Raw genomic sequence first — 14,008 nt, forward strand, 5'->3', positions numbered from 1 at the left:
CTACTCGTTGTACGAAATTATTATAGCCTGCCCGCGGGGGATTTGCAAAGGCAGTTTTGCACAAGATTTGTACTGGGCATTCTGCGCAGATTGCACGAGGCAAACTTTGTGGAAGATGCCCTTTGAAGCCAGCCGCCCAGTCGTGGTACAATATAACAGAGAGCAAAAGTACGCTGGAAGGTCTGTTTTTGTACTCCTTCCATACAAGGAAACGAGGAAAATACCATGTCACGGTTTCAGGCGGGAGCGCTGGTGGTCTACGGGAATCTGGGAGTGCATGAGGTGGAAGCTGTCGGGCTGCGGCGCTTTTGCGATGAGCCCGCCAGAGAGTATTACACCCTCCGGCCTTATTTTTCGGATTCTCACGACCGCAGCTATATCCCCACGGAAAAGGAAGCGGCGTTGCGCCCGGTGACCCCGGCACAGCAGGCAGCAGCCGACCTTGCACGCATCAAAGCGGAGAAGCTGCCCATCCCGGCGGGGGTACAGACAGCGCTGGCAGAACACTATCAGGCGCTGCTGCACACCAATGATTTTTACCAGTACCTGACCCTGTTCAAGGAACTGGGGCAAAAGCAGACCCAGCAGCAAAGCCGCGGCCGAAAGATCAACGCCATGGATGCGTACTTTTACCAGATGGTAGAGCGTGTCCTGCGGGAGGAGCTGGCGGTGACCTTCGGGGAATCGCAGCAGGAGGCAGGCAGACGGCTTCTGGAGGTTTTGCGCTAAAGCCGCATGGTGATTTTTACCAACAAATGCAAAGGCTCTTTTTGTGTAGAATCGCCTTTGCATTCTCCTTTTTTATGTGAGATCGTTAAACAAGGTGGACCAGAAGCATATTTCGATGCATCGGTTCCGCACCGCTATGTCAATGCGGGGCAGGAAACCACAAAAATGACGCTGCTGATCCAATATTTATAAAAGAACTCGATTGTAACAGGAGTATGAAAATCGATTTTCTGCTGCCGGAGGATGGCTTATAAAAATCGCGCAGTATCAGCAAAAGCAGGGGGCTGTTGCAAAATAGCCCCAACGAAAAAAAGATAGACTTTCCCGAAGGGGTTGCCTATCTCTTTTTTTGTTGTAAGCTGAGGTTGTGAAAAAACAGATACAACAAGAACAGTATACAGGAACGGGCGGCATACATCAACAGCCGACTCTGCCAATAAGCGAAAATATTTTAATCCATGGTCTGCATGGCTTCGCTCAGGGAATAGAGCCCATTTGAAAATCTGCGGAAAATATAAAAAGCAAGTGCATCCCCTCTCCATCAAAAATTTTGGTTTTCGAGAAAAAGTGTTGCACTTGCTTTTCTTTATGTGAGATCTCGGTTTGAATTATCGCGTAATATCGTCAAACCAAAGAGTGCTGTATTTTGCAGCAGCCCCTTTGATTTTATGACCGCGATTTTCCAAAGCAGCTCTATGCCGTGTGCGGTCACGCCCAGTTTTTCCGCCCGTAGCGGGTGGTCAGCAGGCAGATCTCCTTTTGAAGCTTCTTTGTCAGCTGGGTCTTTTTCAGCCGCCAGCGCCAGTTCTGGCCCACGGTGGAGGGCTGATTGATGCGGGCAGAATTGTCCAGCCCCAGCCAGTCCTGCATGGGAACGATGCAGGTCGCCGCTGCGCTGCGCAGGATCAGTGCGATCATGCTTTTATAGAGCTGCTCTTCCGGGGTGGCGTAGTCGTACAGGTAGTCCCGCACCATGGCACGCTCGGCATCGGTGATGGTCTGGTACCACGACACCAGCGTCTCGTTGTCGTGGGTGCCGGTATAGGCCACGCTGTTTACAGTGTAGTTGTGGGGCAGGTAGTCGCTGGCGCTGCCGGTGTCCCGGGAGTCAAAGGCAAATTCCAGCACCTTCATGCCGGGGAAGCCGCTGTCCCGCACCAGCTGACGGACCGTCTCGCTCATATAGCCAAGGTCCTCTGCAATGATTTCCCGCTTGCCCAATGCCTGCTCCACGGCGCGGAACAGCTCGATGCCGGGGCCTTTCTCCCAGTGGCCCTCCGCCGCAGTCTCGCTGCCGTAGGGGATGGAAAAATACTCATCGAAGCCGCGGAAGTGGTCGATGCGCACCACATCGTACAGCTCGAAGCAGTACCACAGGCGGGTGATCCACCACTGATAGCCGGTTTCGCGGTGAGCTTCCCAGCGGTAGAGCGGATTGCCCCAGAGCTGACCGGTGGGCGAAAATCCATCCGGGGGAACACCCGCCACCGCCGTGGGCAGATTTTCCTGATCCAGCTGGAACAGCCCCGGGTTTGCCCATGCATCTGCCGAGTCCAGCGCCACATAGATGGGGATATCGCCGATGATCCGGATGCCTTTGCTGTTGGCGTAGGTTTTCAGCCTGCGCCACTGCTCGTCGAACTTGAACTGGAGATACTTGTGGTACTCCACCTCAAAATACAGCTCCCGGCGGTAGTAGTCCATGGCAGGCTGCCAGCGCAGACGGATATCCTCGGCCCACTCGATCCACGGCTTGCCCTCAAAGCGGTCCTTCACTGCCATGAACAGGGCAAAATCATCCAGCCACCACTTGTTTTTCTCACAGAATGCCGTAAACGCTTCGTTGTGCCCGATGTCGCTGCGGGAGTACGCCAGCCGCAGCAGACGGCCGCGCTCGGTATACAGGCGGCTGTAGTTGATGTCGTCTGCCTTGCGGCCGAAGTTTGCCTTTTTGCACTCGTCAGCAGTCAGCGCCCCTTCCTCCACCAGTGCATCCAGACTGATGAAATACGGATTGCCCGCAAAGGCGGAAAAGCTCTGATACGGGCTGTCGCCGTAGCTGGTAACACCCAGCGGCAGGATCTGCCAGTAGGTCTGCCCGGCTTCCTTGAGCCAGTCCACAAAGTCGTATGCCTCCTGCGAAAAGCAGCCGATGCCGTAAGGGGACGGCAGACTGCTGATGGGCAGCAAAATGCCTGCACTTCTCTGCATCTTCGATTCCCTTCCTTTATAATTCGATCAAAATACCTGCATGGTCGGATACCTGCGGCTCCTGCAAGCCGTTGAACACCACCCGGCTGCTTTTTATGGCTGCCGCTCGGGAGCACCAGATCTGGTCGATGCGCTTTTTTGCCGCCGCATCCGGAGCGTCCCGCCAGCCATCGATGGCCTGCACAACGGTGTAGCCATCATCCCGCTGCTGCGCCAGACGATAGGTGTCCTGCCAGCCGCTGCGGAGGATGAGGTCATAGCCTTCCCCCCGCACGTCGGCTTCACTGTTGAAGTCCCCCAGCAGAAAGGCGGTCTGCTTTGCGCCTGCCGCCTGCGACAGCGTTTCCCACTGGGCAGCAAACGGCTCCTCTTCGTCCTTCCACCAGCCCATGTGCACCGTATAATACCAGACGTCTCCTGCACAGACGCCCAGTGTGCGGCGGGTCTTCCAGTTGCTGTAATCGTTTGTTTTGCTCAGCAGCAGGTTTTCGGCGGCGGTGATGGGTGCACGGCTGAACACCGCCTCGCCCTCATCGTAAATATCGTAGCCGACCTTTGCCGGGAGCCAGCTCCAGTAGTAGTGCACGCCCCGCTGTTCCAGCATCCGGGCCACCGCTGCGGCGTGGTTGTCCGCTTTCAGCGGCACCCTATTGCCAGGGCAGGGATAGTACCCCGTCGGAGCGTCCCCCAGCAGCGGAGCGGCGGCGGTCTGGTTCACCTCCTGCAGGGCGAACACCTCCGGCTGCTCCGCTGCGATGAAGTTTACAAAAATCTCCCGCTTGGCCTCATAGTCCGGCTCGATGAGGCTGTGGGTATTCAAAGTCAGCAGTTTCATAGTTTTTTACAGAATATCGTTGATATCAGATTTCAGAACGTCTGCCTTGGGGCCGTACACAGCCTGAATGCCGTCGCCCTTCACCAGCAGGCTCAGGGCACCCTCAGCCTTCCATGCGGCAAGGTCGGCCACCTTGGCGGGGTCCTTCACGGTAACGCGCAGACGGGTCATGCAGGCATCCACCAGCACGATGTTCTCCCGGCCGCCCAGCAGGGCGATGATGCGCTCGGCCTGACCGTTGTCAGCCTTTTTGTCGGCCTTCTTCTCGGTCTTTGCGGCGGCGGCAGAATCGTCCGCGTTGTCATCGGTGTAGTTGCCCAGACGGCCCGGCGTAGCCAGCTTGAGCTTGCCGATCATGAAGTAAGCCACAACGTAGCCGATGGCAAAGAATGCGATCACGCAGATCACAAAGTTGATGATATCGCCGCCCAGACCGGCCTGCAAGGACATAGGGATACGGGTGATGAATTCCAGATTGCCGAAGGAGTGCAGGCGCAGATGGATGATGCCTGCCATGGCGAAAGCACAGCCCTGCAGCAGTGCGTACACGATGTACAGCGGCATGGCGCAGAACATGAACATGAATTCCAGCGGCTCGGTGACGCCGGTCAGGAACACGGCCAGTGCGGTGGAGATGAACATGGACTTATAGTTTGCGCGCTTGTCGGCGTCCACACGGCGGTACATGGCCAGTGCGATGCCCAGCAGCAGACCGGTAGCGCCGATCATCTGGCCTACCTTGAAGCGGGCGGGGGTAACGGTAGCCAGCAGGTTGTTATAAGCAGCCATGTCACCGGCCTTCTTGAAGTTGATGAGGTCGTTGGCCCATGCCAGCCACAGCGGGTCCTGACCAAATACCTGACTGCCTGCATTGACGCCGGTGGCGATGGTGTAGGTGCCGCCGAAGGAGGTGTAGTTCATGGGGATGGTCAGCATGTGGTGCAGACCAAAGGGCAGCAGCAGACGCTCCAGCGTACCATAGATGAACGGAGCCAGAATGGGAGAAGTCTCGGAAGAGTTGGCGATCCAGATGCCGAAGTTATTGATGCCGGTCTGCACCACAGGCCAGAACAGCGACAGCAGGATGGAAATGACCACCGAGTAGCCAATGACCACCATGGGCACGAAGCGCTTGCCGTTGAAGAAAGCCAGTGCATCCGGCAGCTTGCGGAAGTTGTAGTATTTATTGTAAGCCACACCGCCCACAAAACCGGCGATGATGCCCACGAACACGCCCATGTTCAGGGCCGGAGCACCCAGCACGGAGGTAAAGTAGCCGTTGACGGCGATCTCCTGCCCGAACAGGGTGTGGGTCACGGCATTGGGGTCTGCCAGCATGGCGCTGGTAACGCCGAAGATGTTGCCGGTGATCACATTGATGAGGGCAAATGCCAGCACTGCCGCGAAGGCACCGCCGGCGCGCTCCTTTGCCCAGCTGCCGCCGATGGCCACAGCGAACAGGATGTGCAGGTTGTTGATGACTGCCCAGCCGATGTTCTCCATGGTGGTGCCGATGGTCATGATTGCTGCGATGTCGCCGCCGCCCATCTGCACCAGCTTGCCCAGACTGATCATCAGACCGGCAGCGGGCATGACGGCGATGACCGTCATCAGCACCTTGCCCAGCTTTTGTAAAAAGTCGAAGTTGATGAGCCCCTTTTTGCCCGGAGCCGCTTTTGTTGTTGCCATGATGTTCCTCCTTGTTTCCTTTTGCATCGTTTTACGCAAGTGTTGCGCCACGTTTGCGTAGCTTTACGCAACAAGAATAATCCAACTCCGCAATTTTTACAAGAGTTTTCTATGACGAAAATAAACTTTCTACGTTTTCCACAACGCAGCAAAGGATTCTTTGTGAAAGTTGTCGAAGGTACGCAGAGTGACGCATTGCACGATTTGCGCAACTCTTTGTGCAAACATTGACATTGCGTGCAAATGGCTTTACAATAGAACTACTATACCAGACACGGAAATCAACTTTTGATGCTTGACCCAGAGCAAAAGCCTTCACCCCTTGGGGACAGATTTCCCCCGCACCGGGGGAAAATGTCGCATAGCGACAAAAGGGGGAGTAGGTGGCGCGCAGCGCCGGATGAGGGGTAATTCCCCGTAAGCTGCTGCTTATCTGCGCCCTCATCAGTCACCTGCGGTGACAGCTGCTCCCCTCTTTGTCACCTACGGTGACATTTCTCCCCGTCGCGGGGAGAATCTGTCCCTTCCGGGGGAAGCCTTTAGAGGAAAATTGATTTCCTTGTATGTCGAGGAGGAACAGATCATGGCAGTTACCATCAAGGATGTCGCCGCAGCAGCGGGGGTCTCCCCCTCCACGGTTTCCCGCACCTGCAAGGACAGCCCTTCCATCAGCCGGGACACCAAGGAGCGGGTGCGCCGCATCATGGCACAGCTGGGCTATGAGCCGAACTTTGAAGCCGAGCCAGTGGAAGCTTTTTCCAAGACCATCGGCATCATTCTGCCCTCCTCCCAGCGGGACGTCTACGAAAATGCATTCCATCTGGAGATCATCCGCGGCATCGGGCAGTTCTGCAACCAGCGGCGGTATGTGAACACGGTCATCACTGGGCAGGATGATGCAGAGGTTCTGGACGCCATCCAGAGCATGGTGGCCAACGCGCAGGCAGACGGTTTCATCCTGCTCTATTCCAAAAAGGACTGTCCTGTGGCAGCCTATCTGCGTAGCGAAGGACTGCTCCACGTCATTGTGGGCAAAGCGGCACAGTCCGCCAACCAGACCATCTACATCGACAACGACAACGCCCTTGCCGGAGAGGAAGCCGCCGACTACCTCTATGAGATGGGCCACCGCCGCATTGCCTATTTTGGTGTCAGCAATGCCATGCTGTTTTCGGCAGAGCGTAAGCGCGGTTACCAGATGTCCCTGCTCAAGCATGGCATCACCCCCCGCGAGGAGGACTGCATGGAGATCGACACCCTGAACGATGCGTACGAAGAAACGCTGAAGGCCCTGCTCACCGCGCCGGACCGCCCCACCGCCATGCTGGTCAGCGATGATATTCTTGCTGTGGTGCTGGAGCAGTTCTGCGGCAAACTGGGGCTGCACGTCCCGAAAGACCTTTCCATCGTGTCCTTCAATAACTCGCTGTTCTCCCGCATCACCAGCCCGCAGCTGACCACCGTGGACGTGAACCCCTACCAGTTGGGCATGGAAGCAGCCAGCCAGACCATCAACCACATCGAGAACCCGAATCTTCTGGCAACCAAGATCATCGTGCCGCACCGGCTCATCCCACGGGAGAGCTGCTGCCCGCCGCCGGAGGTCTGATGTGCAAAAAACGAGGCCGTTCCCTCTCTTTTCCAGAGAGGCAGAACGGCCTCGTTTTGCTTATTTTTTCCGGTACTCCCGGGGCGTCATGCCGAAGTGTGCCTTGAACGCCCGGTTAAAATAGGAGAGGTTCTCAAACCCGCACCGGGAAGCGATGGTCAGAACCGTCTCATCCGTGGCCTGCAGCGCTTCGGCGGCGGCGTTGAGCCGGTACTCGTTCAAAAAGGTCACAAAGCTCTGTCCGGTCATCTGCCGGAACCACCGCATAAAATGGCTGGCGCTGAAGGAGCAGACCCCGGCGGCATCCGCGACCCGGAGCGCCTCGGCATAATGGGCCGAGAGCCATTGCAGAAGCGTTTTCAGCCGCTGGGTGTCGGCTGTCTCGGCGGCAAGCCGCTGCCGGCCCTGTGCAAGGAGCAGGGCAAGAAACCGCAGCAGCGCCCCCTTGACCTGCAGTTCATAGCCGGGGAGCTTGGCACGGTTGGCATCCTCCACCTCCCGCAGGCAGGCGGCAGCCTGCAGATAGCACAAATCGTTCGGGGTCAGCCGCGCAGGCAGCGACAGTCGCCCGCTTTGCAGCGGAAGCAGATATTTCTCGGCACAAAGGTCCTCTGCGCCGCCCAGGAGCTCCAGCTCAAAAATGATATTTTCGTATTCCATGCACTGCCCCTCGGCCTGCCGCAGGGCATGAAGGGTGCCGGGCGTAAAAATAAAGATGTCCCCCATGCGGGCCGGGCAGCTTTCAGCGCCCACCTGCACCAGCCCTGTGCCCCGCTTGACAAAGACCAGCTCCATGCTCTCCTGCCAGTGGAGCGCCACCTGCGGAAAGTCCCCCGGAATGGTGCAGGGATACAGATTGAAGGGAAACCGCACGGCACCGTGCTGCTTGGTCTCCTGCAAAGATGCCTGATTTTGCATCGTTTCACCTCCCGATGATAGGATTGTACCACAGTCTGCGCTTTTTAGGCAAGATTTTGATTGTTTTATGTGGTATATCTGGAAGTACAGATGTCAAACCTGTTTTCCGCAAGGTGTATTTGAAAACAAAGAAACTGACGAATATTCCACAAGCACCAGCGGGCTCTAAGGCAAAGAGCCGCAGGAATCCTTTGTGGATCTCAAGGCTGTTTCACGCAAGATCCGGCTGTGCTTGTAGAAACAGACTAAATTTTCGACTTTTCAGATACACTCTAACAAAGGAGGATGCATTTATGAGCTTTACCGAAACGTTACAGGGTCTCACGGGCAAGCCGCTGGCGGACTGCACGAATCAGGAGCTGTATCTCGCACTGCTGGAACTCGTCCGGCAGAAGAGCGCCGACCGTGTGCAGCCGGTCACCGGCCGCAAGCTGTACTATATCAGCGCCGAATTTCTCATCGGCAAGCTGCTGTCCAACAACCTTATCAATCTGGGACTGTACGATGAAGCCCGCGATGCACTGGCTGCCGCCGGCAAGAGCCTTTCCGATATCGAAGAGGTGGAGCCGGAACCCTCTCTGGGCAACGGCGGTCTGGGCCGTCTGGCTGCCTGCTTCCTCGACTCTCTGGCAACGCTGAACCTGCCCGGCGACGGCGTGGGCCTGCGGTATCACTTCGGCCTGTTCCATCAGTCCTTTGAGGACGGCGTGCAGAACGAAAAACCCGACCCGTGGCTCACCGCCCACAGCTGGGCCGAAAAGACCGACATCACCTACCCGGTGGAGCTGGCAGGCAAGGAATACACCGCCCGGCTGTACAAGCTGGCGGTCACCGGCTACGAGGGCCGCACCAATACCCTGAACCTGTTTGACCTTGACACCATTGACGAGAGCATCGTCCATGACGGCATTGCCTTCGACAAGACCGCCATCGACAAGAACCTGACCCTCTTCCTCTACCCGGACGATTCCGATGAGGCGGGCCGCCGCCTGCGGGTGTACCAGCAGTACCTGATGGTCTCTGCCGGTGCCCAGCTCATTCTGGCCGAGTGTGCCGCCCGGGGCTGCGATTACCATGATCTGGCCGACTACGCCGCTATCCAGATCAACGACACCCACCCCAGCATGGTCATCCCGGAGCTGATCCGGCTGCTGGGCGAAAAGGGCATCGAATTTGAGGAAGCCGTAAAGATCGTCACAAAGACCTGCGCCTACACCAACCACACCATTCTGGCCGAAGCACTGGAAAAGTGGCCCCGCGCCTATCTGGATGCCGTTGTGCCCCAGCTGATGCCCATTATCGAAAAGCTGGATGCGCTGGCCCGCACCCGCACCAAGGACGAGAGCCTTGCCATCATCGACAAGGACGACCGGGTGCACATGGCCCACATGGACATCCACTTCACCCACTCCACCAACGGCGTGGCAGCGCTGCACACCGAAATTTTGAAAAATTCCGAGCTGCACGGCTTCTACGAGCTGTACCCGGAAAAGTTCAACAACAAGACCAACGGCATCACCTTCCGCCGCTGGCTGCTGGAATGCGACCCCCGCCTGACCGCCGCACTGGAACAGCACATCGGCTCCGGCTTCCGCAAGGACGCTGCCGAGCTGGAAAAGCTGCTGGCTTTTGCCGATGACGAAGCTGTGCTGGACCAGCTGACCGCCGTGAAGAAGGCCAACAAGGAAGCTCTGGCAGACTGGCTGCTGCGCACCCAGAAGGTGAGCGTGAACACCGATGCCGTGTTCGATATCCAGTCCAAGCGCCTGCACGAGTACAAGCGCCAGCAGCTGAACCTGCTGTATCTCATCCATCAGTACTACGAGATCAAGGCCGGGCACCTGCCCGCTGCTCCTCTGGTGAGCATCTTCGGCGCCAAGGCCGCACCTGCCTACACCATTGCAAAGGACATCATCCATGCGCTGCTGACCCTGTCCAAGGTCATCGCCGCAGACCCGGAGGTGTCCAAGTGGCTGCAGGTGGTCTTTGTGGAGAACTACAACGTCACCGCCGCCGAAAAGCTGATCCCGGCCTGTGACCTGTCCGAGCAGATCAGCCTTGCCTCCAAGGAAGCTTCCGGCACCGGCAACATGAAGTTCATGCTGAACGGCGCGCTGACGCTGGGCACCATGGACGGTGCCAATGTGGAGATCAGCCAGCAGGTGGGCGAGGAGAACATCTATATCTTCGGCCAGACCTCCGATCAGGTCATCCACCGCTACGCCGTGGGCGACTACGACCCCGCCCAGTGGGTGGAGGGGGATGCCAACATCCGCCGCGCCATCAACTTCCTCACCGGCCCGGAGATGCTGGCCGCCGGTCATGCCGAAAACCTGACCCGCCTGCACAACGAGCTGATCCATAAAGACTGGTTCCAGACCCTGCCGGACTTCAACGCCTACGTGGTGCGCAAGGGGCAGGCCCTCAGTGATTACGCCTGCGACCCGAAGGGCTGGCGGCGCAAGTGTCTGGTGAACATTGCCAAAGCCGGCATGTTCTCCTCCGACCGCACCATTGCCGAGTACGACCGGGACATCTGGCATCTGGGCAAATAATTTTTCCTGAACTGCGTTTCGCCATCATTTTCTCAAAGGCTGCTGCACGGCAAAAAGCGTGCAGCAGCCTTTTTGTATAACGAAAAGGCCCTCTCTGTTTGTCAAGCAGGGAGAGCCTGTATCTATTCGGCATTGCCGCTGTTTGCGGAGAAAGCGGTCTGACGGCCTTTCCTTTATCCTCTCCACCCTCTGGCAGAAGGGTCCAGCATTTCGGCGGCAGAATAAACTAGGGCGTTGCAGATGGCTGCGGCCACATTGCTGCCGCCCTTGCGCCCCATGGCAGCAATGGCAGGCACGCCGTGCTGTTCGCAGACTGCAAAGAGGGTCTCCTTGCTTTCCACCACGTTCACAAAGCCCACCGGCACACCGATGACCAGCGCAGGCCGCAGCCCTGCTTCTATTTCTTCTGCGATGGTCAGCAGGGCTGTGGGCGCATTGCCCACGGCAAGGATGGCCCCCGGGTGCTCCCGGGCAGCGCGGTGCATGGCAGCCACGGCGCGGGTGGTGCCCGCCTGCTTTGCCGCTTCGGCCACAGCGGGGTCGGCCATGTAGCAGACGGCCTCACAGCCCAGCTTTGCAAGGCCCGGTCTGGAAATGCCCGCCAGTGCCATGTTGGTGTCGGTGACGATCACCGCACCCCTCTGCAGGGCCCTGACAGCGGCCTGCACCGCGCCGGGAGTAAAGCGCAGATTTTTTGCGTAGTCGAAATCGGCAGTGGTATGGATGACCCGTTTGACCACCGCAGCCGTCTCCGGCGGCGGGGTCAGGCCCAGCTCGTCCAGTTCCCTTGTGATAATGGAGATGCTCGTCCGTTCAATGTCGGCGGGCAGATGATGCTGCGGTGTCATGCGTTGTCTCCTTTCGGGCCGGCAAGGCCCATAGCGGCGTAAACGGCAGGCAGGTCCAGCGCCGCACGCACGCCGTCTGCCAGCAGGTCAAACTGCTGCTGACGGTATTGTTCCATGGGGATGAGGTCGGCCCCGGCCGGGTCGATCCCCTTCTTTCTGCACAAAAAAGCGGTCAGTTTTTCAGTCAGTTCGCCGGTGTCGAACAGCCCGTGCAGGTAGGTGCCGAACACATTGCCCTGCACACAGCCCTCCGGCGTGCCGTCTGCAAGGGTGCAGAACGCACTGCCCCGCACCTCGGTGCGGCCTGCGTGGATCTCGTAGCCCGTGAGCGCTGCCCCGGCAAAGGGGGCAGCGGCAGCGCGGGCTGCGGTCTGGGTCAGGTGCTTTTCGGTGCCGAACACCGTCGTGGTGGGCAGCAGGCCAAGGCCCCGCAGGGTGCAGGGGGTGCCGCTCTCCTCCCCTGCCGGGTCGCAGAGCCGTTCGCCCAGCATCTGATAGCCGCCGCACACACCCAGCACCGGCGTTCCGGCTGCCGAAAGCCTGAGCACCGCCGCTTCCAGCCCGCTTTCCCGCAGCCAGCGCAGATCATCCATGGTGTTCTTGGTGCCGGGCAGGATGACGAGATCCGGCGCGCCCAGCTGGCGGGTGCGCTGCACATACCGCACGCCCAGCAGCGGGTGCTGTTCCAGCGGGATAAAGTCGGTGAAGTTGGACACATGCGGCAGGCGCAGGATGGCGATATCCAGCGGCTTGATGGCGCTTTTTGCTTCCAGACGGTCCGAGAGAGAATCCTCGTCCTCGATCTCCACCCGCAGATACGGCACCACACCCACTACGGGCAGGTGCGTTTTTTCTTCCAGCATGGCAAGGCCGGGCCGCAGGATCTCCACATCGCCCCGGAACTTGTTGATGATGAGCCCCCTGATGCGGGCGCGCTCGTCGGCTTCCAGCAGCTCCACGGTGCCGTACAGCTGCGCGAACACGCCGCCCCGGTCGATATCGCCCGCCAGCAGCACCGGTGCATCCACCAGCTTTGCAAGGCCCATGTTCACGATATCATCCGCCTTCAGGTTGATCTCCGCCGGGCTGCCCGCGCCTTCGATCACGATGATGTCGTTCTCGGCGGCAAGGCTGTTGTAGGCTTCCAGAATGTCCGGGATAAGGCTGCGCTTCATCCTGAAATAATCGGCGGCGGACATCTGGCCCCGGGCTCTGCCATTCACAATGACCTGACTGCCCACATCGCTGCTGGGCTTGAGCAGGATGGGGTTCATCCGCACATCCGGTTCTGTGCCCGCAGCCTGTGCCTGCACCACCTGCGCACGGCCCATCTCCGCGCCGTCGCGGGTGACGAAGCTGTTCAGAGCCATGTTCTGGCTTTTAAAGGGTGCCACACGGTAGCCGTCCTGCGCAAAAATGCGGCACAGCGCCGCGCACAGCAGGCTTTTGCCCGCACCGCTCATGGTGCCCTGCACCATAATGCATTTTGCTTTGCTCATTGCGCCACCTCCGGCAGGATCTCGGCCAGCAGCGCAAGCAGCTGCCGGTTTTCATTCTCGGTGCGCACGGCGGTGCGGTACCAGCCTGCGTCCAGACCCGGATAGTTGCTGCAGCTGCGCAGCACCGCGCCCTTGTGCCGCAGCGCAGCGCCCAGCGCTTCCGGCGCCCGGAACAGCAGATAGTTGGCCCGGCCCTCGATCACCCGCAGGCCCAGCGCCCGCAGGCCGTCTGCCAGCACAGGCCGCTGTGTTTCGATCAATGCACACACCTGCGCCACATATTTCGTCTCGTCCAGCGCAGCAATGCCTGCCGCCTGCGCCAGACCGGACACCGCCCACGGCTGGCCCGCCGCCTGCATCCGGGCAAGGCGGCTTTCGTCCGCGCTCAGGGCATAGCCCAGACGCACGCCCGCCATGCCGTAGAGCTTGGTGAAGGCTTTCAGAATGATCAGCTTCCTGCTGGTGCTCAGCAGCCGCTTTGCGGAAAGGCTCTGCCCCTCGGGCAGAAAATCCAGAAAGCATTCGTCCACGGCCAGCACTGCACCCACGGCCTCGCATCTGCGCAGCAGCGCCTCCACAAGGGCAGGCCGGGCCAGCTGACCGGTGGGGTTGTTGGGCTGACAGAGGAACACCAGATCGATGCCCGGGTGCACCGCATCAAGGATGGCGTCCGTCACCGCAAAATCGTTTTCCTCCTGCAGGAAATGCCGTTCCACCCTGCAGTCCACAGTTCCCAGTGCCGTGGCGTACTCGGCAAAGGTGGGTGCCGTCACAAGGGCGGTGCGGGGCTTTTCGGCCAGCGCCAGCCGGAAGATGAGGTCTGCCGCGCCGTTGCCGCACTGCAGCCATTCGGCGGGCACACCCTCAGCCACCGCCAGCTTTTCACGCAGGGCCCGGCACAGCGGGTCCGGGTAGCGGTCGGCCGTGGCAAGGGACGCCGTAATGGCCTTTGCCACGCCCCCGGGCAGACCCAGCGGGCTGACATTGGCCGAAAAATCCAGCGGGTCGCGGCCGAACTCGGCGCGGTAGCCCGCCCAGTCGCCGCCATGGGTCAGTGTTTGCATAGGTTCTCCTTTGTGCTTTTGGACAAGCAGCCTCACCCTCTCAGGCTCACA

Annotated in this window: 10 protein-coding genes; 3 read left to right on the forward strand and 7 right to left on the reverse strand. The window is 59.2% G+C overall.

Features of this window, described 5'->3' with window-relative positions; translation table 11 throughout:
• Nucleotides 1–225: 225 nt before the first annotated feature.
• Nucleotides 226–729 (forward strand): CarD family transcriptional regulator, encoded by a 504-nt coding sequence (locus ACNSPV_RS00340; protein ID WP_348585003.1) that lies wholly within the window; start codon nucleotides 226–228, stop codon nucleotides 727–729.
• A 708-nt stretch (nucleotides 730–1,437) separates the two neighbouring features.
• Here the strand turns inward: ACNSPV_RS00340 and malQ are convergent.
• From malQ to ACNSPV_RS00355, 3 genes are read right to left on the reverse strand one after another with little or no spacing between them, the layout of a single operon-like run.
• Nucleotides 1,438–2,940 (reverse strand): 4-alpha-glucanotransferase, encoded by a 1,503-nt coding sequence (gene malQ, locus ACNSPV_RS00345; RefSeq protein ID WP_348585002.1) that lies wholly within the window; start codon nucleotides 2,938–2,940, stop codon nucleotides 1,438–1,440.
• A 16-nt stretch (nucleotides 2,941–2,956) separates the two neighbouring features.
• Nucleotides 2,957–3,775, reverse strand: a complete 819-nt coding sequence (locus tag ACNSPV_RS00350) for an endonuclease/exonuclease/phosphatase family protein (protein ID WP_348585000.1) — start codon at nucleotides 3,773–3,775, stop codon at nucleotides 2,957–2,959.
• A gap of 6 nt (nucleotides 3,776–3,781) precedes the next feature.
• A complete protein-coding gene (locus ACNSPV_RS00355) occupies nucleotides 3,782–5,464 on the reverse strand; it encodes a PTS transporter subunit IIBC (protein ID WP_348584999.1) in 1,683 nt (560 codons plus the stop codon).
• 583 nt (nucleotides 5,465–6,047) lie between these two features.
• Here ACNSPV_RS00355 and ACNSPV_RS00360 point away from each other — a divergent pair.
• Complete coding sequence (locus ACNSPV_RS00360) at nucleotides 6,048–7,073, forward strand: LacI family DNA-binding transcriptional regulator (protein ID WP_348584998.1); 1,026 nt, start codon at nucleotides 6,048–6,050, stop codon at nucleotides 7,071–7,073.
• Nucleotides 7,074–7,133: 60 nt separating this feature from the next.
• On the opposite strand, the gene ACNSPV_RS00365 is transcribed toward ACNSPV_RS00360, so the two are convergent.
• Nucleotides 7,134–7,991, reverse strand: coding sequence for an AraC family transcriptional regulator (locus ACNSPV_RS00365; protein WP_348584997.1), 858 nt, complete (start codon nucleotides 7,989–7,991; stop codon nucleotides 7,134–7,136).
• Between the two features lie 293 nt (nucleotides 7,992–8,284).
• On the opposite strand from ACNSPV_RS00365, the gene ACNSPV_RS00370 reads away from it, so the two are divergent.
• Nucleotides 8,285–10,546 carry a glycogen/starch/alpha-glucan phosphorylase gene (locus ACNSPV_RS00370; protein ID WP_348584996.1) on the forward strand — a complete coding sequence of 754 codons (2,262 nt, stop codon included), beginning with the start codon at nucleotides 8,285–8,287 and terminating at the stop codon, nucleotides 10,544–10,546.
• A 173-nt stretch (nucleotides 10,547–10,719) separates the two neighbouring features.
• Here ACNSPV_RS00370 and ACNSPV_RS00375 read toward each other — a convergent pair whose 3' ends face one another.
• The 3 genes from ACNSPV_RS00375 to ACNSPV_RS00385 are packed head-to-tail and all read right to left on the reverse strand — an operon-like array spanning nucleotide 10,720 to nucleotide 13,957.
• A complete protein-coding gene (locus ACNSPV_RS00375) occupies nucleotides 10,720–11,394 on the reverse strand; it encodes a precorrin-8X methylmutase (protein ID WP_348584995.1) in 675 nt (224 codons plus the stop codon).
• Nucleotides 11,391–12,893 carry a cobyric acid synthase gene (locus tag ACNSPV_RS00380; protein ID WP_348584994.1) on the reverse strand — a complete coding sequence of 501 codons (1,503 nt, stop codon included), beginning with the start codon at nucleotides 12,891–12,893 and terminating at the stop codon, nucleotides 11,391–11,393. Before ACNSPV_RS00380 ends, ACNSPV_RS00375 begins: the two co-directional genes overlap by 4 nt.
• Nucleotides 12,890–13,957: a pyridoxal phosphate-dependent aminotransferase gene (locus ACNSPV_RS00385; RefSeq protein WP_348584993.1), complete on the reverse strand. Its 1,068-nt coding sequence runs from the start codon at nucleotides 13,955–13,957 to the stop codon at nucleotides 12,890–12,892. The genes ACNSPV_RS00380 and ACNSPV_RS00385 overlap by 4 nt, the downstream gene beginning before the upstream one ends.
• Nucleotides 13,958–14,008 lie beyond the last annotated feature (51 nt).

The organism is Faecalibacterium sp. 3 (genome assembly GCF_048323735.1).
Classification (GTDB): Bacteria; Bacillota; Clostridia; order Oscillospirales; family Ruminococcaceae; genus Faecalibacterium; species Faecalibacterium wellingii.

What these genes read in the sequence shown, in the direction of transcription:
- ACNSPV_RS00340 (WP_348585003.1), top strand. Translation starts at nt 226, where the DNA reads ATGTCACGGTTTCAGGCGGGAGCGCTGGTGGTCTACGGGAATCTGGGA.
- malQ (WP_348585002.1), bottom strand. Translation starts at nt 2,940, where the DNA reads ATGCAGAGAAGTGCAGGCATTTTGCTGCCCATCAGCAGTCTGCCGTCC.
- ACNSPV_RS00350 (WP_348585000.1), bottom strand. Translation starts at nt 3,775, where the DNA reads ATGAAACTGCTGACTTTGAATACCCACAGCCTCATCGAGCCGGACTAT.
- ACNSPV_RS00355 (WP_348584999.1), bottom strand. Translation starts at nt 5,464, where the DNA reads ATGGCAACAACAAAAGCGGCTCCGGGCAAAAAGGGGCTCATCAACTTC.
- ACNSPV_RS00360 (WP_348584998.1), top strand. Translation starts at nt 6,048, where the DNA reads ATGGCAGTTACCATCAAGGATGTCGCCGCAGCAGCGGGGGTCTCCCCC.
- ACNSPV_RS00365 (WP_348584997.1), bottom strand. Translation starts at nt 7,991, where the DNA reads ATGCAAAATCAGGCATCTTTGCAGGAGACCAAGCAGCACGGTGCCGTG.
- ACNSPV_RS00370 (WP_348584996.1), top strand. Translation starts at nt 8,285, where the DNA reads ATGAGCTTTACCGAAACGTTACAGGGTCTCACGGGCAAGCCGCTGGCG.
- ACNSPV_RS00375 (WP_348584995.1), bottom strand. Translation starts at nt 11,394, where the DNA reads ATGACACCGCAGCATCATCTGCCCGCCGACATTGAACGGACGAGCATC.
- ACNSPV_RS00380 (WP_348584994.1), bottom strand. Translation starts at nt 12,893, where the DNA reads ATGAGCAAAGCAAAATGCATTATGGTGCAGGGCACCATGAGCGGTGCG.
- ACNSPV_RS00385 (WP_348584993.1), bottom strand. Translation starts at nt 13,957, where the DNA reads ATGCAAACACTGACCCATGGCGGCGACTGGGCGGGCTACCGCGCCGAG.